The following is an 18,651-nucleotide window of genomic DNA, read 5'->3' on the forward strand; positions in this document are numbered from 1 at the left end:
TCATTTCATTCTGTACTTCGTGTTCCCGACTCTATCAGATGCTTTCGTATCCGATTTCCCCGGCCGGCGGGGCCGCCTTCCCGGTTCCCGCTTTCACGTTTCCCTTTCCAGCGATTCCGACTCTACCAGATCCTTTCGGACCTGATTCCCAGTCAGCGGGCCTGTCTTCCCGGCCACTCGGGCCGTTCCGACGAGTGAGACTTTAGCGGAATCTCCGGCTCCGACGCTAATCGGGGCCCTGTCCCTTCGGACTCTGATTCCTCATTTCGCAAAAGCACATGTAAAACAATGCGACCAACGGCCGCCTGCTTGTCGTGTGTCCTGCGGAATGGCTGTCCGGGGACCGGCCTGAGCCGGTGCTCACGTCGGACAGCTCGGAGAACATTACGGATCTGTGTTTGGCGTGTCAACTCGGGGGAACACCGGCTAGCCTGGGCTCATGACAACGCATGCGTGCATCCTTCAGTGGTGGGCCGCCTGACGGCGGCCGCCAGACACGCATGCACTTCACGGCCGCCGCTTCGGCGGCCGTTCGCGTTTCTCCCCCGAGGAGCCCGGCCGCAGGAGGCGGCGGCTCCCATCAGGAGGGCGAGAAGAGATGACGCGGATCTTCAGCGGGATCAAGCCGACGGGGCATCTGACCCTGGGCAACTACCTCGGGGCCGTACGGGGGTGGGTCGATGTCGATCAGCACCGGGCCGACGCGCTGTTCAGCGTGGTGGATCTGCACGCCCTGACCGTCGAGCACGATCCGGCCCGGGTGCGCAGACTCAGCCGGCAGGCCGCCACGCTGATGCTGGCGGCCGGACTCGATCCGGACCTCTGCACCGTATTCGTGCAGAGCCATGTGGATGAGCACGCGCGGCTCTCGTATCTGCTGGAGTGCACGGCCACGGACGGCGAGCTGCGGCGCATGATCCAGTACCGGGAGAAGAGCGCGCGGGCACAGGCGTCGGGCCAGAGCGTGCGCTTCTCGCTGCTCTCGTACCCGGTGCTGATGGCCGCGGACATCCTGGCCTATCGCGCCGATGAGGTGCCGGTCGGTGAGGACCAGACCCAGCATGTGGAGCTCACCAGGGATCTCGCGGTGCGGTTCAACCAGCGCTACGGGCACACGTTCGCCGTTCCGAGGGCCACCCGGCCGGCGGTGGCGGCTCGCGTCATGGATCTCCAGGATCCGATGTCGAAGATGGGGAAGTCGCACGAGTCGGGTGCCGGCATCGTCTACCTGCTCGACGACGCCGATGTGGTGCGGAAGAAGATCATGCGGGCCGTCACCGACAGCGGGCGAGAGGTCGAGTACGACCGGAAGGCCAAGCCGGGCGTGGCGAATCTGCTGGAGATTCTCGCGGCGTGCGAGAACGGGAACCCGGACGAGCTGGCCGGTGCGTATGACTCTTACGGCGCGCTGAAGAAGGACACCGCGGAGGCCGTGGTCGAGCTGCTCCGGCCGTTGCGGGAGCGGCACGCGGCCCTGGCCGCGGACCCCAGTTATGTCGACGGAGTGCTGAAGGAAGGTGCTGAGCGGGCCAGGGCCATGGCCCGCCCGGTGGTGGACGCGGCCTATCGGGCGATGGGGCTGCTGCCGGCCGGCTGAGCCGCCCGCGCCCTGTCTGACAAAGGGGGCGGCGGGCCCGCTTACGGGTCAGCCGTTTCCGGAGGCCAGGGCGCGGCTGCGGTCGCGGGCCGCTTCGATGGCCGCGATCAGTGCGGCTCGTACCCCGTGGTTCTCCAGCTCCCTGATGGCGCTGATGGTGGTGCCGGCCGGGGAGGTCACGGCCTCGCGGAGCTTCACGGGGTGTTCGCCGCTGTCGCGCAGCATCACGGCCGCGCCGATGGCGGCCTGGACGATCAGATCGGCGGCCTGTGCCCGGGGCAGGCCGAGGAGGATGCCGGCGTCGGTCATCGCCTCGACGAGGAAGTAGAAGTACGCCGGGCCCGATCCGGAGAGCGCGGTGGCCGCGTCCTGCTGGGACTCGGGGACGCGGAGGGTCTTGCCCACGCCGCCGAAGATCTGCTCGGCGTGGGCGAGATGTACGGCCAGGGCGTGGCTGCCGGCCGAGATGACGGACATGCCCTCGTCGACAAGAACGGGGGTGTTGGGCATGACGCGTACGACGGGGGTGCCGGCGGCCAGGCGTTCCTCGATGAACGCGGTGGTGATACCGGCGGCGGCGCTGATGATCAGGCGGCTGCTGGTGATGTGGGGCGCGAGTTCTTCAAGGAGCTTGCCCATGTCCTGCGGCTTGACGGCGAGGATGAGGATGTCGGCGCGCTTGGCGGCGTCGGCGTTGGTGACGGTTTCGACGCCGTAGCGGTCGCGGAGCTCTTTCGCCCGGTCGTCGCGGCGCGTGGTGGCCAGCAGGTCCCCGGGGCGCCAGCCGGCCCGCATCATGCCGCTGAGCAGGGCCTCGCCGATCTTGCCGGTGCCGAGGACTGCGACTGTCTGGGCCATTTCGTGGTCACCTCGCCGGTGGGGTGGTGCGGCTGCCGTACGCAACCCATCCTCGCACCGGGGGCGGTCGGCGGACGTGAGGTGTCCGAGGGGCGGTACGGCGCACCGTCCCTGGCCGTGCGTACCCGCGGCGCCGCCCTACGCGGTGCGGCGGCGCAGGGTCGCGGCACCCAGGCCGAGGACAAGGAGGGCGCAGCCGGCGACGATCAGCGCGTCGCGGACGAAGCCGGCCGTGATGTCGGGGTGGGTCAGGACTTCGTTCATCCCGTCGACGGCGTACGACATGGGCAGGAGGGTGGAGAGCGTCTCCAGGACGGGCTGCATGTTCGGGCGCGGTGTGAACAGCCCGCAGAGCAGGAGCTGGGGGAAGATCACGGCCGGCATGAACTGCACCGCCTGGAATTCGGATGCCGCGAAGGCCGAGACGAACAGGCCGAGCGCGGTGCCGAGCAGCGCGTCGAGAAGCGCGACCAGCAGAAGGAGCCAGGGGGATCCGGCCACATCCAGGCCGAGGGCCCAGAGCGCGAGCCCCGTGGCGAGCGCGGACTGGACGACGGCGAGCAGTCCGAAGGCGAGGGCGTAGCCGGCGATCAGGTCGGTCTTGCCCAGCGGCATGGCGAGAAGGCGTTCCAGGGTGCCGGAGGTGCGTTCGCGCAGGGTGGCGATCGAGGTCACCAGGAACATCGTGATCAGCGGGAAGATGCCGAGCAGTGACGCCCCGATGGAGTCGAAGGCGCGCGGGCTGCCGTCGAAGACGTACCGGAGCAGGAAGAGCATGACGCAGGGCACGAAGATCATCAGCGCGACGGAGCGGGGGTCGTGGCGGAGCTGGCGCAGTACGCGGGCGGTGGTGGCCAGGGTCCGGGCGGCGGAGGCCGTGGTCGCGGTGGTCATCGGGCGCTCTCCTGGAGTGCGTCGGCCTGGTCGATCAGATGCAGGAAGGCCGCTTCGACGGTGTCCGCGCCGGTACGGGCACGGAGGGCGTCCGGGGTGTCGTCGGCGAGGATCGCGCCCTCGCGCATGAGGAGGAGCCGGTGGCAGCGCTCGGCTTCGTCCATGACGTGCGAGGAGACAAGGATCGTCACCGCTCGGTCGGCGGCGAGGCGGTGGAAGAGGTCCCACAGGTCCCGGCGCAGGACGGGGTCGAGGCCGACGGTCGGCTCGTCGAGGACGAGGAGTTCGGGTGTCCCGAGCAGGGCCACGGCGAGGGAGACGCGGCTGCGCTGGCCGCCGGAGAGCCGGCCCGCCAGCGAGTCGGTGTGGGAGGCGAGGCCGACATCCTCGATGGCGCGGCTGACCGTTTCCCGGCGGGCGTCGCGGCGGGACCGGCCCGGGTCGAGCACGGCGGCGAAGTAGTCGAGATTCTGATGGACAGTCAGATCGTCATAGACGGAGGGGGCTTGGGTCACATAGCCGATCCGGGCGCGCAGCGCGGCGTCGCCGGCGGGCCGGCCGAGTACGTCGAGCGAGCCGGTGACCTTGGCCTGGGTGCCCACCACGGTCCGCATCAGGGTCGACTTGCCGCAGCCGGAAGGCCCCAGAAGGCCGGTGATCCGGCCCGGCGGCACGGCGAAGTCGAGGCCCCGCAGCACGGTGCGGTCACCGCGCAGGACGGTGAGGCCGTGGGCGCGGACGGCGGCCCCCGAGTAATTCATCATGTGATGAATAATGTGGGCCCGGAGCACCCCCGTCAAGGGCGTCCGGCCATAGGGGGAAGGGGATATGAGAGGGATTCACGGGGCGGGCGTGCTGGGCGCGCGGAGCACGACGGTGAGCTCCACGGCGTACGCCTCTTCCACTGTCCCGTCCGGGAAGAGCGCGAGCAGTTCGGCGCGCTCCCGCTCCAGGAAAGAGGCCGTGGCCTCCTCGCCGAGCACCCGGAAGACCGAGTGGCTGGCGAGATTGGCGAGGTGGAGGTCGAGCGGGACACGGCGGCTCCAGGGCACCCGGCGCTCCCTGGGGGCCAGTTCGGGCGGGAGGTTCCGGCCCCGGCCGGGGGCGCTGTGGGCGCCGTCGCCGACCTGGCGGCGCAGGCGTTCGTCCTGGGCCGCGATCCAGGGCACGCCGCCGTCCGAGACGTTCCACCAGAGGGCCAGCGCGCCGCCGGGCCCGAGCACCCGCAGGGCCTCGGGGACCGAGCGGCGCGGGTCGGTCCAGTGCCACGCCTGGGCATAGGTGATCAGGTCCGCGCTGCCGTCGGCCAGCGGGAGGGCGTCTCCGAGGCCCCGGACGAGCGGCACGCCGGGGAGTGAGCGACGCAGCCGGTCCGCCATACCGGGCCCCGGTTCGACGGCGGTGACACGGGCGCCGCGCTCACGCAGCAGCCGGGTGGCGATACCGGTACCGGCGCCGACATCGACGACACGGGAGCCTTCGAGGGCGCGGCCGGTCAGTTCCTCGACGGCGTCGAAGAGAGCGGGCGGATAGCCGGGGCGGGCGGTGTCGTACTGGTCGGCGACGGCGTCGAAGGAGAGGGCACGATTCGTCATACCTCTCATCCTGACCCCGGAGACCGGACGAGGGGCGGCCGGGTGCGCCGCGCCCGAGGCGCCGCTGTCCGAGGCGGCGCGCGCGGGCCTCTTCTCAGCCGCGCTTGGGCTTCCTGCCCCTGCCTCCGCGCCGGGCTGCGGGGTTGCCCGCGCGGGCGGTCCTGCGGCGCTCGTACTGGGTGACGGCCGTCTCGTACTCGCCGCGGCGCAGCCCCTCCCCGGGGGCCTCGGCGAACGAGCGCAGGAAGTACGCGATCAGCGAGCCTATGAATCCGATCATCTTGAGAGTGCGCAGGGACTCCTCACGACCGGGATCGGCCGGCCGGCGCACGAAGCCCTCCCACGTCCTGCGGAACGCGATGGCACTGCACACCGCGAACATCACCACGACCAGCACATCGACGAAGGAGCCCACCTCCGCGGTCTCCAGCCCCTCGTACGCGAAGCGGAGCACGAGGCAGGAGGCGAGGGCGGCGGCCAGCGAGCCGAGGGCGGCCCCGACCCGCCGGAGCCCGTAGCCGCCGTCGTGCGCGACCCAGGTCGTACCGAAGAAACGGATCGGCTCGGGCTCCGGGCCGCCGCGGCCACGACCGCTCTCGGCGGCCGTGGCCGCGGCGGCGTCGGACTGCTCGTTCTGCTCGGGATGCTCGCTCACGGGGTCGATTATCCCTGGCGGATCGCCGACGGGTCAGGAGCAGCGCACAGCGATGTAGCCATCACTGCCGGTGTGCACATAGGCGTCCGAGACGTACTGCCCGTTGGCGATGTTGTCCCAGAGGTTGGAGGTCCCGTACGGACCTGAGACCCACTCCCCCGGCTTCTGGCAGTTGACCGGGACGCTCGCGTCGTACGCCAGCACCCTGACGAGCTGGTAGTTCGTGCCGGGACCGCTGCGGACGTTCACGCGATAGCCCGGCGCGACCGGGTAGCGCGTGGCCGCCAGCGTCTCGACAGCCGGCTCCGCCACATCCCCCGTGGTGCTCTCGACTTCTTCGACCGACATTCGTTCCTCCCCCAGTGAAGGTGCGCGCTCTGCTGAAGGCGCGCACGCCGCGCAGGCTAGCAAGCGGTGGCTGGATCGCACGCATCATCGACTAGGCTCCGTGCGTCGCGCTTGCGCACGAATACACGGGGGTGGGCGGTGCCACCACTGCGCAATACCGGTCAGGCTCCGGAAGCGGAGTGTCCGGAATACGCCGGTCGCTATCTGCTCGAGTCTGACCTGGGTTCGGGCGGAATGGGCGTGGTCCATCTGGCCACGTCCGCCTCGGGGTTGCGCCTGGCCATCAAGGTCATTCATGCCCATCACGCCTCGGATCCCGAGTTCAGGGCCCGTTTCAGGCAGGAGATCGCAGCCGCTCGCCGGGTGAGCGGGGCGTTCACCGCGCCGGTCGTGGACGCCGATCCGGAGGCGGAACGGCCCTGGATGGCCACGCTGTTCATCGACGGTCCCACCCTGTCCGAGCGCGTGAAGCGGAACGGCCCGCTGACGCCCGGCGAACTGATCGGACTCGGGGCCGGGCTGGCCGAGGGGCTGCGGGACATCCACCGCGCCGGCGTGGTGCACCGCGATCTCAAGCCCAGCAATGTCCTGTTGGCGGCGGACGGCCCCAAGGTCATCGACTTCGGTATCTCCCGTCCGGCGGACAGTGATCTGCGCACCGAGACGGGCAAACTGATCGGCACCCCGCCGTTCATGGCACCGGAGCAGTTCCAGCGGCCCCGCGAAGTCGGGCCCGCGGCCGATGTGTTCGCCCTGGGCGCGTTGCTTGTCCACGCGGCGACCGGACGAGGCCCCTTCGACTCGGACAGCCCCTATATCGTCGCCTATCAAGTCGTGCACGACGAGCCGGACTTGGCCGGTGTGCCCGAGGATCTCGTCCCCCTGGTCTCACGGTGTCTGGCGAAGAATCCGGTGGACCGGCCGACTCCTGACGAGTTGATGGCCGCGCTGCGTCCGTCACGCCGGGGGACGACGGCCCTGGTCACGGCGCAGCGCGGGCCGGGCCCCACAGCCGGAAAGACTCCCGCCACCCACCCCGGAGCCGCTCGCCCTCGCGGTGAACGGCCCTGGAGGACGGTCCTGACCGGCCGTCGCCGGCCCGCCCGCCGGACGGTGATCGGTGCGGTGGTGGCGGCGCTGGCCCTGGGCGGCTTCGCCGGTGTACGCGCCACGGGGGACGGCGGGAGCGCCGGCGTGCCCAAGGGACCGCACACGGCCTCGACCAGCCAGGCGTTTCGTCCCTGGCACCTCGGCCTGGCCACCGGCAGGGGTGAGAACAGGATGCCCGCCTGCTCGGCCGGCGGGCAGGGCGTCTACTGCACGGCTCCGGGCGTCAAGGCCGCCAGGATCGATCCGGTGGACGGCCGCGTCGAATGGTCGGTGAAGGACGGCCGCGCCGTGGCGGACGCCGCCGAAAGCGCCACGCCGGTCCTCTCCGGAGGGCTGCTGCATGTCGTCGTACCCGGCGAGGCCCGGCTGGAGGCACTCGACCCCGTCTCGGGCGCCACGCGCTGGGACGTGGACATCTCCTCGTACGCCGCTGTCCGCCACACCACGGATTCGGTGCTGCTCGTCAGCTACGACGGGCTGGTGCGATCCCTGGACAGTTCGACGGGGGCCGAACGCTGGACGGGGCGGCGGGGCGGGACGGGCTCCCTCTGGGCGGTGGCCGGCGGCGCGGGTGCCCCGCTGTTCGCCGTGACGCCGTCGCCGGACGGCACAGCCACCGAGGTGAGTTCCATCGACCCGGCGAGCGGAGCCGTGTGGTGGAAGCGGCGACTGGTCGGCACCCTGACCCCGGCGGGCGCCTCGCGCGGGGCGCTGTTCCTGCTCTCCACCGGCACCGCTGATCTGACCGACGCGGTGGTACGTCTCGACACGTCGAGCCGGGCCGTACGGCGTGTCCCCCTGCCGGTGCCGGTCGACCAGGCCCAGGCCGCCGTGGCCGGCGACACGGTGTATGTCGTCGGATACACGGGGTCGCTTCTCGCCGTCGACATGCGCGAGACCGCGCCGGCGGGATCGGCCCAGCTCTGGCGGCTGGAGACGTCGGTCACCCGGTCGTCGCGCCCGGCGGCCGAGGGCAAGCGCCTCTATCTGAGCGCGGGGGACGGACGTCTGCTCGCCGTGGACGCCGAGCACGGCGTACTGCTGGGACAGACGAAGCCCCGGATGGACGACGGCCGTTACACGTTCACCGGGTCCCTGCCCGCGCCCGTGACCGCCCCCGGCAGGGTCTTCGCCACCGCGCCCGACGGATCCGTGTTCGCCGTCGACAGCCGGGACCCCGCGCGCTGGTGAGCGCGGGCCGGACAGCCGCGCGCCCCGGATCCCTCGACGGGTCCGGGGCGCTACGGGACGCGGAGGTCAGCCCAGGCGCGTGACGTCCCGGACCGCGCCCTTGTCGGCGCTCGTCGCCATCGCCGCGTACGCGCGCAGCGCCGCCGAGACCTTGCGGTCGCGGTCGGCGGGGGCGTAGGTGCCGTTCAGGGCTTCGCGACGGGCCGCCAGTTCGTCGTCGGGGACGAGGAGTTCGATCGCACGGTCCGGGATGTCGATCCGGATCCGGTCACCGTCGCGGACCAGCGCGATCGTGCCGCCCGAGGCCGCCTCCGGCGAGGCGTGGCCGATCGAGAGGCCCGAAGTGCCACCGGAGAAGCGGCCGTCCGTGACCAGCGCGCAGGACTTGCCGAGGCCCCGGCCCTTCAGGAAGGAGGTGGGGTAGAGCATCTCCTGCATACCGGGGCCGCCGCGCGGGCCCTCGTAGCGGATGACGACGACATCGCCCTCGGTGATCTCCTTGCGGAGGATCTTGTCGACGGCCTCCTCCTGCGACTCGCAGACGACGGCCGGGCCCTCGAAGGTCCAGATCGACTCGTCGACACCGGCCGTCTTCACCACACAGCCGTCGACGGCGAGATTGCCCTTGAGCACCGCCAGGCCGCCGTCCTTGGAGTAGGCGTGCGCCACATCGCGGATGCAGCCGCCCGCGGCGTCGGTGTCGAGGGTGTCCCACCTCTCGGACTGGGAGAAGGCCTCGGCGGAGCGGACACAGCCCGGCGCCGCGTGCCACAGCTCGACGGCCTCCTCGGACGGTGAGCCGCCGCGCACGTCCCAGGTCTCCAGCCAGTCCTTGATGCTCGGCGAGTGGACGGTGTGCACGTCCTCGTTGAGCAGACCGCCGCGGTACAGCTCGCCGAGGATCGCGGGGATGCCGCCGGCCCGGTGGACGTCCTCCATGTAGTACGTCCCGCCGGGCGCGACGTTCGGCGCGACCTTCGCCAGGCAGGGCACCCGGCGCGAGACGGCGTCGATGTCGCCGAGGCCGTAGTCCAGCTCGGCCTCCTGGGCCGCGGCGAGCAGATGCAGGATGGTGTTGGTGGAACCGCCCATGGCGATGTCGAGCGCCATGGCGTTGTCGAAGGCCGCGCGGGTGGCGATGGCACGCGGCAGGACCGAGTGGTCGTCCTGCTCGTAGTGGCGCTTGGTGATCTCGACGACCGTGCGGCCGGCGTTCTCGTACAGCGCCCTGCGGGCGGTGTGCGTGGCGAGCACCGAGCCGTTGCCCGGCAGCGAGAGGCCCATCGCCTCGGTCAGGCAGTTCATCGAGTTGGCCGTGAACATGCCGGAACAGGAGCCGCAGGTCGGACAGGCGTTCTCCTCGATCCGGAGGATGTCCTCGTCCGAGACGTTCTCGTTGACCGCGTCCGAGATCGCGTTGATCAGGTCGAGCTTGCGGACCGTGCCGTCCACGAGCGTCGCCTTCCCGGCCTCCATCGGGCCGCCGGAGACGAAGACCGTGGGGATGTTCAGGCGCAGCGCGGCCATCAGCATGCCGGGCGTGATCTTGTCGCAGTTGGAGATGCAGATCAGGGCGTCCGCGCAGTGCGCCTCGACCATGTACTCCACGGAGTCGGCGATCAGGTCGCGGGACGGCAGGGAGTAGAGCATCCCGCCGTGGCCCATCGCGATGCCGTCGTCGACGGCGATGGTGTTGAACTCGCGCGGCACGGCGCCCGCCGCCTTGATCGCCTCGGAGACGATCCGGCCGACCGGCGCGAGATGGGTGTGGCCGGGCACGAACTCGGTGAACGAGTTGGCCACCGCGACGATCGGCTTGCCGATGTCCTCGCTCGCTACGCCCGATGCCCGCATCAGGGCGCGCGCGCCCGCCATATTGCGGCCGTGGGTGACAGTGCGGGACCTCAGCTCGGGCATCGTCGCTCGCTCCTTCAGCAGAAATGACTTCTTCGAGCGTACGCCCCGCCTCCAAGATCTGGACACTACGTCCGGCATACGGGACAGGCGTTCAGCTTTCGGTCAGGTAGCGCTGGAGCGTCGGCGCGACGATGGTGATGATCTCCTCGGTGTCCGCGGAGGCCAGCGGCTCCGCCTTGATCACATAGCGCAGGAACGCGATCCCGATCATGTGTGAGGCGGCCAGCTCCGCGCGGAACGTCGGATCCGGTACGTCGAGGTCCTCCGCGATCCGCGCCAGCAGCCGCCGCAGCACAAACACCCGCAGCACCTTCGCCGCCGCCTCATGGGTCAGCGCGGAACGGATCACCGCCAGGAGCGGGGCCCTGGTCGCCGGGTTCTCCCAGACACCGATGAAGTACCGGGCGAGGCGCTCGCCGACACCGTCCGGATCACCGGCCAGCAGCGCGGGCGCCACCAGGGCCGGTTCGAAGGAGACCTCGATGGCGGCCGCGAAGACCTCGTCCTTCGTACCGAAGTAGTGGTGGACCAGCGCGGGATCGACACCCGCGGCCTTGGCGATGCCCCGGACGGACGCCTTGTCGTAGCCCCGCTCGGCGAATTCCGTACGGGCCGACGCCAGGATCTTCTCCCGGGCGCCCGGACCCGTGCCCGTGTCCCCGCGGGCGGGCCGGCCGCGGCGGCGCGGGGCCGGACTTGTCATCGGTGCGCCGCGGTGGTCATGACGGCCGCGCGCCCGACGGGTCGGCTCCGGGGCCCGCCGAGGAGCCGGAAGAGGCACCGGAGACGGGTGACACCCGGCCCGCCGGCGCGGTGCGGGGCGCGGTCCCCGCGGAGGCGAGGTGCAGCCGGGCGAAGGCCAGCGCCTCCGCGAGATCCGCCTCACGCTCGGCCGCGGACATCGCGCGCCGGGTGTTGACCTCGATCACGACATGGCCGTCGAACCCGCTGCCCGCCAGCCCCTCCAGCAGCTCGGCACACGGCTGGGTGCCCCGGCCAGGCACCAGGTGCTCGTCCTTCGCCGATCCCCTGCCGTCCGCGAGATGGACATGCCCCAGCCGGTCGCCCATCCGGTCGATCATGGCCATGGCGTCGGCGCGGGCGGTCGCGGTGTGCGAGAGATCGACCGTGAAGTGCCGGTAGTCGTCCTTGGTGACGTCCCAGTCGGGGGCGTACGCGAGCATCTCGCGGTCCCGGTAGCGCCACGGGTACATGTTCTCAACGGCGAAGCGCACATCCGTCTCGCCCGCCATCCGCCAGATGCCGCTGACGAAGTCACGCGCGTACTGCCGCTGCCAGCGGAAGGGCGGATGCACGACCACGGTCGAGGCGCCCAGCCGCTCGGCCGCCGCCCGCGCCCGCTGGAGCTTCACCCACGGGTCCGTCGACCACACCCGCTGTGTGATCAGCAGACATGGCGCGTGCACGGCGAGTATCGGGACCTCGTGATAGTCGGAGAGCCGGCGCAGCGCCTCGATGTCCTGGCTGACGGGATCGGTCCAGACCATGACCTCGACGCCGTCGTATCCCAGGCGAGCGGCGATCTCGAAAGCCGTCGCCGTGGACTCCGGATAGACCGAAGCCGTCGACAGGGCGACCTTCGCATCCGGGACGCGCGTCAATGGTTCTGCCACGGGGACAGGGTACGGGCCGCGCCCGGGACCTGTGCGGCGGATCTTCGTCGGCTCGGATCACCCGGCGCCGCGCCGTCCGGATGGCCCGGACATGTGCGGCATGTGGGCATCCGGCCCTCGTACGACGCGCCCTCCGGACGCGGCTCGCCCGGCTCCGGGGAACGCCGGAGGGACCTCAGGTGGCCGGGAGTTGGTCGAGCCGGCGCAGGATGATCCCCTCGCGCAGCGCCCAGGGACAGATCTCCAGCACCTCCACCCCGAACAGGTCCATCGCCGCCTCCGCGACCAGCGCTCCCGCCAGTAGCTGGGAGGAACGGCCCTCGGAGACACCGGGAAGTTCCGCGCGCCGGGCCGCGTTCATGGTGGCCAGCCTGGGCACCCACTCCTCCAGCGAGGCGCGGCTCAGCTCACGCTGTACGTACAGGCCCTCGGCGGAGCGGGCGGCGCCGCCGAGCCGCGCGAGCTGCTTGAAGGTCTTGGACGTCGCGACCACATGGTCCGGCCTGCCGAACCGCGTGAACTCCCCGACGGTACGCGCGATCTGAGCCCGCACATAGCGGCGCAGCGCCTTGACGTCGACCGGGTCGGGCGGGTCGCCCGGCAGCCGGCCCGCCGTCAGCCGGCCCGCGCCCAGTGGCAGCGACACGGCGGCGTCCGGCTCCTCGTCGAGTCCGTACGAGATCTCCAGTGAGCCGCCACCGATGTCCAGGACCAGGAGTTTCCCGGCCGACCAGCCGAACCAGCGGCGGGCCGCGAGAAAAGTGAGCCGGGCCTCCTGCTCGCCGGTGAGGACCTCCAGGCCGATCCCGGTCTCGCTCTTGACCCGCGCGAGGACCTGCTCGACATTGCCGGCCTCCCGCACGGCGGACGTGGCGAACGCGAGGACGTCCTCGCAGCCCTTGTCCTCCGCGGCCTGGAGCGCGTCGGCGACCGTTGAGACCAGCCGGTCGACGCCCTCGGGGCCGATCGAGCCGTCCATGTCGAGGAGTTCGGCGAGTCGCAGCTCCGCCTTGTGCGAATGCGCGGGCAGCGGACGCGCGCCGCGGTGGGCGTCGACGGCCAGCAGATGGACCGTGTTCGAACCGACATCGAGGACTCCGAGTCTCATGGACCGAACGCTACTGCGACCGCGCGCATACGCTGGAGCTGTGCCAAAGACGAAAAAGGCGAAGCCGGGCAAAGCCGATGGCCCGAACAAGCAGGACCAGCAGCGCGAGGCGCGCAAGGCCCGCGGCAGGGCCCCGGACATCTCCCGGACCCGAGGTGTACCCGACGAGAAGGGCCTGGACTTCGCCCGTGCCTGGGTCGAATTCCCCGACCCGGCCGACGACGAGCAGGTCTTCCGCTGCGATCTGACCTGGCTCACCTCACGGTGGGCCTGCATCTTCGGCAGTGGCTGCCAGGGCATCCAGGCGGGCCGCGCCGAGGACGGCTGCTGCACCCTGGGCGCGCACTTCTCCGACGAGGACGACGAGAAACGGGTCGCCGGACATGTGGCACGGCTCACTCCGGAGCTGTGGGAGTTCCATGAGGAGGGCACCACCACCGGCTGGACGCAGACCGACGAGGACGGCGAGCGCCAGACCCGCCGCTGGCAGGGTTCCTGCATCTTCCAGAACCGTCCGGGCTTCGCGGCGGGCGCGGGCTGCTCGCTGCACATCCTGGCGCTGCGGGAGGGGCGTGAGCCCCTGGAGACAAAGCCGGACGTCTGCTGGCAGCTTCCGGTCCGGCGTACCTACGACTGGATCGAGCGGCCCGACGACACGCGTGTGCTCCGGGTGTCGATCGGCGAGTACGACCGCCGCGGCTGGGGGCCGGGCGGCCACGACCTGCACTGGTGGTGCACCTCCGCGACCTCGGCGCACGGCGCGGGCGACCCGGTCTACCTCACCTACCGGCCGGAGCTGACCGAACTGATGGGCGCGAAGGGGTACGAACGGCTGGCGGAGCTGTGCGAGCGGCGGATGGCGAGTGAGCTTCCGCTGGTCGCCCCGCATCCGGCGGACCCCGCAGGGGTCTGACCGGACCGGGTGGTACGCCGCCCCCTTCCCGCGCGACCGGTCAGACCGCCGCCGGCGGTGTCCCGGGGACGTCCTGCGGGTCCGGCGGCGCATCCGGCGGAACGGGTTCCACGGGACCGGTGTCCGGAGGGGCCGGTTCCGAGGGGCCAGGCTCCGGGGTGGCCGGGCCGCCGGGGTCCTGGCCGGGGGCCGAGGGGCCGGGGCCGCCCGGATGCGACGGTGTCGGACGGCCGGGCCCGGACGAGCCCGGATCCGGCGGGCCGGGACGGGTCGGTCCGCCGGGATGGGGATGCCCCGGGCGGCCCGGGTGTCCCGGCCGGCCGGAGAGCGGCGGCCTGGGGCCGAAGCCGTCGATCCGCACCACCGATCCCGACGGGCGCAGCGCGATCCGCGCGCTCCAGGGCCCGGCCGGCTGGCGCCCTCGGTCGACAACGACACGGATCGTGACGGATTCGCCGGGGGCGAGCGTGCCGCGGGTGCGGCTCAGCCACAGCCAGGACGCCCTGGTCCCGGCGGACCAGGAGACCGGCGCCGCGCCGGACGCCCGGAGCGTGATCAGCGTCGTGTCACCGGTCGGCCGGGCCTCGACCGTGAGCCGGCCCCCGGCGGGCTGTCCCGGCCGGGCCGGCGGCACGGGCGTGCCGTCGCTGATGACCTCGACCAGCACATCGGGCGTGTCGCCGCCTTCGGTGAAGCGCGCCCCGGGGCCGTTCTGCGCGTTGCCCGCGTTGGCATAGCGCTCGTAGCGCTCGAACGGCCGCCCGCCCGGGGCATGCGGCCCCTCGGCCTCGCCCGCGCTGATCGAGGAGCCGTCGTGGCCCTCCCCCGTCTGCGGTGTGTCCCGGTAGGTCGCCCAGAGCGCGAGCACGGGCGCGGCGACGACGGTCGCCACGACGGTGGTGGTCACCGCCCGCGCCCGGATCCTGCTCCGGCGGGCCGCCCGGTCCTTGGGATCCATGGGGAAACCGTTTCGGCCGAAGCGCGGGGCGCTGCCGCGCGTCCGCCGGACCCCGGTCATCGCGCGGTAGGCGGCCTCCCTCGGCGCCCGGACAAGCGGCAGGACGGCGGACGGGGTGCGCGCGGCGGACGGCGCGGGCATGGCGCCCGGGTCGGCGGAGGCCGCCGAAGCGGAGGAAGCCTCCCCGCCGGGCGACGCGGCCGGGGTGCGCGCCGCCGCGCCCGCCCCGCCGCCCGAGGCCGCCCGTGTCCCGGGCCACGGCCCCGCCGCCTCGGCGCGCTCGGCGGCGCGGCGGCAGCGCGGGCAGTCGTCGACGTGCCGGACCAGTTCGCGCCGGAGGACGGCGGAGAGCAGCACCTGGTTGTCGCCGGTGAGCCGGGCGACGGACGGGCAGTCGCCGGTCTCGACCACGGCCAGCGCGGCGCGGGTGCGCTCCACCTCGCAGGCGGCGGAGGCGAGCAGCTCACGGGCCGAGTGCAGCTCCATCGACAGGACGGCGGCGACCTCACCGGGCCCGAGCTGATGGCGTACGGCCAGCTCCAGCACCTCGCGCTGCTCGGGGGTCGTACCGGCGGCCTCGGGCCAGGCCAGCAGCGCGAGTTCACGCCGGTGGCCCTCGGCGGCCTCCGGCGCCGCCGTGTTCGCCGCGGGTCCCGGCTCCCGGTGGCCCGCGTGCGCCCCCTGGCGGTCCCTGCGCAGCTCGGTGAGTCTGCGCAGGCAGGCCCAGCGCGCGAGCGCGTACAGCCACGCCTTGCGCTCTCCGGCCTCCGACGGACAACGTCCGTACTGGCGCTCGGAGATGGCGAGGACGTCACCGAGCACCTCGGTCGCCGCGTCGTGGTCGCACAGCACGGAGAGGCAGTAGGTGAACAGGCCGTCCAGATAGGGCTCGTAACGCGCGGGAGGGCGCTGCGCCGCCGCACGGGGCGCACGACGGGAAGCGCGGAGTGCGCCGGTGGTGTGCACGGAGGTCTCAGGACTGCTGCTTGTCACCCGGCGAAGGTAGACAGGACAGCCCACGCCCTTCGCGCCCCTTGAGCACATTTAATCCTTACGGGTGAAGTTATCCCTCATAAGGGGACACGATGAGCGACCTTGGGCGAGTTTCAACGCCCGCATCCGGGCCACACGCCCGCGCGACCACGGCGGCGGCCTCCTGATCGGCCGGGGGTGGCCTCCGCCGTGGTCGGCGCTGTCGGTGGGCCCCTATACGGTGACGACATGGCTGCCCGTACGAAATCCGCCAAGGACAGGCCGTCCTACCGCTGCACCGAATGCGGCTGGACGACCGCCAAATGGCTTGGCCGCTGCCCCGAATGCCAGGCCTGGGGCACGGTCGAGGAGTACGGCGCCCCGGCCGTGCGGACCACCTCGGCCGGCCGGGTCTCCACCGCCGCGCTGCCGATCGGCCAGGTCGACGTCCGTACCGCCACCGCGCGCTCCACCGGTGTCGACGAACTGGACCGCGTGCTCGGCGGCGGGCTCGTGCCCGGTGCCGTCGTGCTGCTCGCGGGCGAGCCGGGCGTCGGCAAGTCCACCCTGCTCCTCGATGTCGCGGCGAAGGCGGCCAGCGACGAGCACCGCACGCTCTATGTGACGGGCGAGGAGTCCGCGAGCCAGGTGCGGCTGCGCGCCGACCGGATCAAAGCCATCAACGACCATCTCTATCTGGCGGCGGAGACGGACCTGTCCGCCGTCCTCGGCCATCTCGACGCGGTCAAGCCGTCGCTGCTCGTCCTGGACTCCGTACAGACCGTGGCCTCGCCCGAGATCGACGGAGCGCCGGGCGGCATGGCCCAGGTCCGCGAGGTCGCGGGCGCGCTCATCCGGGCCTCCAAGGAGCGCGGGATGTCCACCCTGCTGGTGGGCCATGTCACCAAGGACGGGGCCATCGCGGGCCCCCGGCTGCTCGAACACCTCGTGGATGTCGTGCTGTCCTTCGAGGGGGACCGGCACGCCCGGCTGCGGCTCGTCCGCGGCATCAAGAACCGCTACGGCGCGACCGACGAGGTCGGCTGCTTCGAGCTGCACGACGAGGGGATCACCGGGCTCACCGACCCGTCCGGTCTGTTCCTCACCCGGCGTGACGAGCCCGTGCCGGGCACCTGCCTCACCGTCACCCTGGAGGGCCGCCGGCCGCTCGTCGCCGAGGTACAGGCGCTGACCGTCGACTCACAGATCCCCTCACCCCGGCGCACCACCTCCGGCCTGGAGACCTCCCGGGTCTCGATGATGCTCGCCGTGCTGGAGCAGCGCGGCCGGATCAGCGCGCTCGGCAAGCGCGACATCTACAGCGCGACGGTCGGCGGGGTGAAGCTCTCCGAGCCCGCCGCCGATCTGGCGATCGCCCTCGCACTGGCCTCGGCGGCCAGCGACACCCCGCTGCCGAAGAATCTGGTCGCGATCGGCGAGGTCGGCCTCGCGGGCGAGGTCAGACGGGTGACGGGGGTCCAGCGCCGGCTCGCCGAGGCCCATCGGCTCGGCTTCACCCAGGCGCTCGTCCCGAGCGATCCGGGCAGGATTCCCGCCGGTATGAAGGTCACGGAAGTCGCCGATATGGGTGAGGCCCTCAGGGTGCTCCCGCGCCGGGGTCGCGCGGACGCCCCACGGGACGACAGCGCTCGCCGGTAGACTTTGCCCTGGTCTCGCCCATCCGTACGAGCCGGAGGAGTGCAGTGGCAGCCAACGACCGGGCATCAGCGCCCGGAAAGTCCGGCGCGGGCTCCGGCAACGAAGCGCTGATGCGCGCCTCCCTGAGCGCTGTCGCGCCGGGGATGGCCCTGCGCGACGGGCTGGAGCGGATCCTGCGCGGCAACACCGGCGGTCTGATCGTCCTCGGCATGGACAAGACCGTCGAAGCGATGTGCACGGGCGGCTTCGTGCTGGACGTGGAGTTCACCGCGACCCGGCTGCGCGAGCTGTGCAAGCTGGACGGCGCGCTCATCCTCGACAAGGACATCACCAAGATCCTGCGGGCCGGCGTCCAGCTCGTCCCGGAGTCCTCCATCCCCACCGAGGAGACCGGCACCCGCCACCGCACCGCGGACCGGGTGTCCAAGCAGTGCGGCTTCCCCGTCGTCTCCGTGTCGCAGTCGATGCGGCTGATCGCGCTGTACGTGAACGGCGAGCGCCGGGTCCTGGAGGAGTCGGCGGCCATCCTGTCCCGGGCGAACCAGGCGCTGGCGACCCTGGAGCGCTACAAGCTCCGCCTCGACGAGGTGGCCGGCACGCTCTCCGCGCTGGAGATCGAGGACCTGGTGACGGTCCGGGATGTGACGGCGGTGGCGCAGCGGCTCGAAATGGTGCGCCGGATCGCCACGGAGATCGCCGAGTACGTGGTCGAGCTGGGGACCGACGGACGGCTTCTCTCGCTCCAGCTCGACGAGCTGATCGCGGGCGTGGAGCCGGAGCGGGACCTGGTCGCCCGCGACTATGTCCCCGAGCCGACCGCGAAGCGGTCCCGTACGGTCGACGAGGCGCTCGGCGACCTGGATTCCCTGAGCCACAGCGAGCTGCTGGAACTGCCCGTCGTCGCGAGGGCGCTGGGATACAGCGGTTCCCCCGAGACGCTCGACTCCGCTGTCTCGCCGCGCGGTTACCGGCTGCTGGCCAAGGTGCCGCGGCTGCCGGGCGCCATCATCGAGCGGCTGGTCGAGCACTTCGGCGGACTGCAGAAGCTGCTGGCGGCGAGCGTGGACGATCTGCAGACGGTGGACGGTGTCGGCGAGGCGCGGGCCCGCAGTGTGCGCGAGGGCCTGTCGCGGCTGGCGGAGTCGTCGATCCTGGAGCGGTACGTCTGAGGCGTCCCCGCGAGGCGCTCCCCGGGACGGCCGGTACCGAAGAGGCCGCCCGGACAAGCACACAGACAAGACA

At 71.9% G+C, this 18,651-nt stretch carries 16 protein-coding genes; 5 read left to right on the forward strand and 11 right to left on the reverse strand.

Annotated elements, in window-relative coordinates:
• Nucleotides 1-598: 598 nt before the first annotated feature.
• On the forward strand, nt 599-1,597 hold the full coding sequence (trpS, locus tag ABZ707_RS19435; RefSeq protein WP_360176033.1) for a tryptophan--tRNA ligase: 999 nt from the start codon (nt 599-601) through the stop codon (nt 1,595-1,597).
• A 48-nt stretch (nt 1,598-1,645) separates the two neighbouring features.
• On the opposite strand, the gene proC is transcribed toward trpS, so the two are convergent.
• From proC to ABZ707_RS19465, 6 genes are all read right to left on the reverse strand, one after another.
• Complete coding sequence (gene proC / locus ABZ707_RS19440; RefSeq protein ID WP_360176036.1) at nt 1,646-2,455, reverse strand: pyrroline-5-carboxylate reductase; 810 nt, start codon at nt 2,453-2,455, stop codon at nt 1,646-1,648.
• A gap of 138 nt (nt 2,456-2,593) precedes the next feature.
• Nucleotides 2,594-3,349: an ABC transporter permease gene (locus ABZ707_RS19445; protein ID WP_360176039.1), complete on the reverse strand. Its 756-nt coding sequence runs from the start codon at nt 3,347-3,349 to the stop codon at nt 2,594-2,596.
• The gene (locus ABZ707_RS19450; RefSeq protein ID WP_360176042.1) at nt 3,346-4,113 is read right to left on the reverse strand and encodes an ABC transporter ATP-binding protein; all 768 of its coding nucleotides are present in this window, start codon (nt 4,111-4,113) and stop codon (nt 3,346-3,348) included. The genes ABZ707_RS19445 and ABZ707_RS19450 overlap by 4 nt, the downstream gene beginning before the upstream one ends.
• Nucleotides 4,114-4,188: 75 nt before the next feature.
• Nucleotides 4,189-4,953: a class I SAM-dependent methyltransferase gene (locus ABZ707_RS19455; RefSeq protein ID WP_360176045.1), complete on the reverse strand. Its 765-nt coding sequence runs from the start codon at nt 4,951-4,953 to the stop codon at nt 4,189-4,191.
• Between the two features lie 85 nt (nt 4,954-5,038).
• A complete protein-coding gene (locus ABZ707_RS19460) occupies nt 5,039-5,503 on the reverse strand; it encodes a hypothetical protein (protein WP_360176768.1) in 465 nt (154 codons plus the stop codon).
• Between the two features lie 129 nt (nt 5,504-5,632).
• On the reverse strand, nt 5,633-5,947 hold the full coding sequence (locus ABZ707_RS19465; protein WP_360176048.1) for a peptidase: 315 nt from the start codon (nt 5,945-5,947) through the stop codon (nt 5,633-5,635).
• Between the two features lie 138 nt (nt 5,948-6,085).
• Here ABZ707_RS19465 and ABZ707_RS19470 point away from each other — a divergent pair, with 138 nt between their 5' ends.
• Complete coding sequence (locus tag ABZ707_RS19470; protein WP_360176771.1) at nt 6,086-8,248, forward strand: serine/threonine-protein kinase; 2,163 nt, start codon at nt 6,086-6,088, stop codon at nt 8,246-8,248.
• Nucleotides 8,249-8,314: 66 nt separating this feature from the next.
• On the opposite strand, the gene ilvD is transcribed toward ABZ707_RS19470, so the two are convergent.
• The 4 genes from ilvD to ABZ707_RS19490 form a co-directional block, all read right to left on the reverse strand.
• The gene (ilvD, locus tag ABZ707_RS19475) at nt 8,315-10,165 is read right to left on the reverse strand and encodes a dihydroxy-acid dehydratase (protein ID WP_360176051.1); all 1,851 of its coding nucleotides are present in this window, start codon (nt 10,163-10,165) and stop codon (nt 8,315-8,317) included.
• A 91-nt stretch (nt 10,166-10,256) separates the two neighbouring features.
• Nucleotides 10,257-10,868, reverse strand: a complete 612-nt coding sequence (locus ABZ707_RS19480; RefSeq protein ID WP_360176054.1) for a TetR family transcriptional regulator — start codon at nt 10,866-10,868, stop codon at nt 10,257-10,259.
• 16 nt (nt 10,869-10,884) lie between these two features.
• Complete coding sequence (locus ABZ707_RS19485) at nt 10,885-11,799, reverse strand: sugar phosphate isomerase/epimerase (protein ID WP_360176057.1); 915 nt, start codon at nt 11,797-11,799, stop codon at nt 10,885-10,887.
• 175 nt (nt 11,800-11,974) lie between these two features.
• Nucleotides 11,975-12,907, reverse strand: a complete 933-nt coding sequence (locus ABZ707_RS19490) for a Ppx/GppA phosphatase family protein (RefSeq protein WP_360176061.1) — start codon at nt 12,905-12,907, stop codon at nt 11,975-11,977.
• A 40-nt stretch (nt 12,908-12,947) separates the two neighbouring features.
• Between ABZ707_RS19490 and ABZ707_RS19495 the strand changes: the two genes are divergently transcribed.
• Complete coding sequence (locus ABZ707_RS19495; RefSeq protein WP_360176064.1) at nt 12,948-13,820, forward strand: hypothetical protein; 873 nt, start codon at nt 12,948-12,950, stop codon at nt 13,818-13,820.
• A 40-nt stretch (nt 13,821-13,860) separates the two neighbouring features.
• On the opposite strand, the gene ABZ707_RS19500 is transcribed toward ABZ707_RS19495, so the two are convergent.
• The gene (locus ABZ707_RS19500) at nt 13,861-15,822 is read right to left on the reverse strand and encodes a hypothetical protein (RefSeq protein WP_360176067.1); all 1,962 of its coding nucleotides are present in this window, start codon (nt 15,820-15,822) and stop codon (nt 13,861-13,863) included.
• 177 nt (nt 15,823-15,999) lie between these two features.
• Here ABZ707_RS19500 and radA point away from each other — a divergent pair, with 177 nt between their 5' ends.
• Entirely contained in the window at nt 16,000-17,409 is a 1,410-nt protein-coding gene (radA, locus tag ABZ707_RS19505) for a DNA repair protein RadA (RefSeq protein WP_360176070.1), read from the forward strand.
• Between the two features lie 44 nt (nt 17,410-17,453).
• On the forward strand, nt 17,454-18,578 hold the full coding sequence (disA, locus tag ABZ707_RS19510; protein WP_319679691.1) for a DNA integrity scanning diadenylate cyclase DisA: 1,125 nt from the start codon (nt 17,454-17,456) through the stop codon (nt 18,576-18,578).
• The last annotated feature ends 73 nt before the right edge of the window (nt 18,579-18,651 follow it).

Origin of the sequence: Streptomyces sp. NPDC006923 (genome assembly GCF_040635655.1) — a bacterium.
Taxonomy (GTDB): domain Bacteria; phylum Actinomycetota; class Actinomycetes; order Streptomycetales; family Streptomycetaceae; genus Streptomyces.

Excerpts from the sequence above, each read along its gene's own strand:
- ABZ707_RS19500 (WP_360176067.1), bottom strand. The coding sequence starts at position 15,822 with ATGTGCTCAAGGGGCGCGAAGGGCGTGGGCTGTCCTGTCTACCTTCGC.
- trpS (WP_360176033.1), top strand. The coding sequence starts at position 599 with ATGACGCGGATCTTCAGCGGGATCAAGCCGACGGGGCATCTGACCCTG.
- ABZ707_RS19450 (WP_360176042.1), bottom strand. The coding sequence starts at position 4,113 with ATGATGAATTACTCGGGGGCCGCCGTCCGCGCCCACGGCCTCACCGTC.
- ABZ707_RS19455 (WP_360176045.1), bottom strand. The coding sequence starts at position 4,953 with ATGAGAGGTATGACGAATCGTGCCCTCTCCTTCGACGCCGTCGCCGAC.
- ABZ707_RS19480 (WP_360176054.1), bottom strand. The coding sequence starts at position 10,868 with ATGACAAGTCCGGCCCCGCGCCGCCGCGGCCGGCCCGCCCGCGGGGAC.
- proC (WP_360176036.1), bottom strand. The coding sequence starts at position 2,455 with ATGGCCCAGACAGTCGCAGTCCTCGGCACCGGCAAGATCGGCGAGGCC.
- ilvD (WP_360176051.1), bottom strand. The coding sequence starts at position 10,165 with ATGCCCGAGCTGAGGTCCCGCACTGTCACCCACGGCCGCAATATGGCG.
- ABZ707_RS19465 (WP_360176048.1), bottom strand. The coding sequence starts at position 5,947 with ATGTCGGTCGAAGAAGTCGAGAGCACCACGGGGGATGTGGCGGAGCCG.
- radA (WP_360176070.1), top strand. The coding sequence starts at position 16,000 with ATGGCTGCCCGTACGAAATCCGCCAAGGACAGGCCGTCCTACCGCTGC.
- ABZ707_RS19445 (WP_360176039.1), bottom strand. The coding sequence starts at position 3,349 with ATGACCACCGCGACCACGGCCTCCGCCGCCCGGACCCTGGCCACCACC.
- ABZ707_RS19490 (WP_360176061.1), bottom strand. The coding sequence starts at position 12,907 with ATGAGACTCGGAGTCCTCGATGTCGGTTCGAACACGGTCCATCTGCTG.